Origin of the sequence: Ensifer sp. ENS11 (genome assembly GCF_014851895.1) — a bacterium.
GTDB classification, from domain to species: Bacteria; Pseudomonadota; Alphaproteobacteria; order Rhizobiales; family Rhizobiaceae; genus Ensifer; species Ensifer canadensis.
The window spans coordinates 1-1,495 of record NZ_JACVAN010000048.1; the positions used below are offsets into that span (position 1 = coordinate 1).

The following is a 1,495-nucleotide window of genomic DNA, read 5'->3' on the forward strand; positions in this document are numbered from 1 at the left end:
GACGCTCCCCTTCGGCTTTAGCTTGGACAGTTGAAGCAGCCGGTCATTCCGCCGCATCGAGGTCAGAGAGCGCCTGTCGCCGCCGGGCAATGACCGCAGGATCGTTCATGAAATCCTTCCGACGTCCCGGGCCGCGCGCGCGTCGAACGTAGCCGTTCTTCTCGCTGTTCGTCTTCACGGCGGGCTTCGTCTGCTGCTCCTGACGTTCCTTGATGTAGGTCAGGAGTTCACCGAGCCGCTTGTTCTCGGTGATCGCCGCATGCGTCACCCGCTGGTCCTTGTCGAACACCCGGTAGGGTAGGGAATGCCCCTTCCAACGCACATCCAGCCTGCCGTCGGCAAGCGCGTAGGTCTCGACATAGCGACCGACCAGCCCGCGCGTCACCTCGTTCTCTTCCAGCATGATCCGCTGGCGCTCGAACGAAAACGTCAACTGGGCACCGACATAACGCTGCTCACGTTTGCATAGCACGTCGCGCAGCCGATCCGGGGCAAGGTTCAGCGGCCGATGCAGATCATCAGATCTGGCAGGGGTAATGGCAAACTGGCGGTTATAGCGCTCCATGAACCGAGGCAGGAAAGCGTTGCCGTCGTCCATGCCGCAGACGCCCTCCAGGCGCAGATCCTTAATCAACCGGTCCTGTAGCGTCCGGTTCATCCGCTCGACGCGGCCCTTGGCCTGGCTCGAGTTTGCGCAAAGAATCTCGATGTTTAACTCGCAAAGTGCACGCCCGAACTGGGTCATGCCCTGGCCGCCCTTGGCATCCTTCTTCGCAACCCGGAACACCGAATGCTTGTCGGAATAGAAGGCGACTGGAGCACCATGCGCCTTCAGATAGAGTTCCAGCGCCTCGAAATAGCTGAACGCACTTTCCGATCGTACAAACCGCAACTGCATCAGCTTGCCGGTCGCATCATCGATGAACACCAGTAATGAACATGGATCACCGCGATCTTCGAACCAGCGATGCTCGGAACCGTCGATCTGAACCAGCTCGCCGTAGGCCTCGCGCCGCAGCCGCGGCTGATGGAACGTCCGTCGCTGCTGGCGCGACAGCCACAGGCCGGCCGCCGACATCCATTGGCGCAAGGTCTCGCGCGACACCGTCAGACCATCACGCTCCGCAAGCTTCTCGGCCGCCAGCGTCGGACCAAAGTCCGCATAGCGCTCGCGCACGATCGCCATGGCGTAATCGCGTACGCCGTCGCAGATCCGGTTGTTCGATGGCCGGCCGATCGCCTGGTGCCGGATCGACGCCGCACCGCCAGCGCCGATCCGGTCCAACAGACGACGCACCTGGCGGGTACTCAAGCCAAGCACATGGGCCGCCGACACCAGCGTCATCCGCCCGGCAATCACTTTCGACAAGACCTCAATCCGCTGCAGGTCACGCTCGCTCATCGCAATCAATCCCATCCGCAATCTCCCAGGTCATCAAAACCCGGGGAGAGTGACATTCTTACTTTGCAGGATCAGGACACTTCAACTTTGCGG

General features: G+C 61.3%; 1 protein-coding gene. It reads right to left on the minus strand.

Features of this window, described 5'->3' with window-relative positions:
- Window positions 1-43: 43 nt before the first annotated feature.
- Window positions 44-1,417 (minus strand): ISNCY family transposase, encoded by a 1,374-nt coding sequence (locus IB264_RS34135; RefSeq protein ID WP_192435364.1) that lies wholly within the window; start codon window positions 1,415-1,417, stop codon window positions 44-46.
- Window positions 1,418-1,495: the final 78 nt, after the last annotated feature.

What these genes read in the sequence shown, in the direction of transcription:
- IB264_RS34135 (WP_192435364.1), bottom strand. Translation starts at nt 1,417, where the DNA reads ATGGGATTGATTGCGATGAGCGAGCGTGACCTGCAGCGGATTGAGGTC.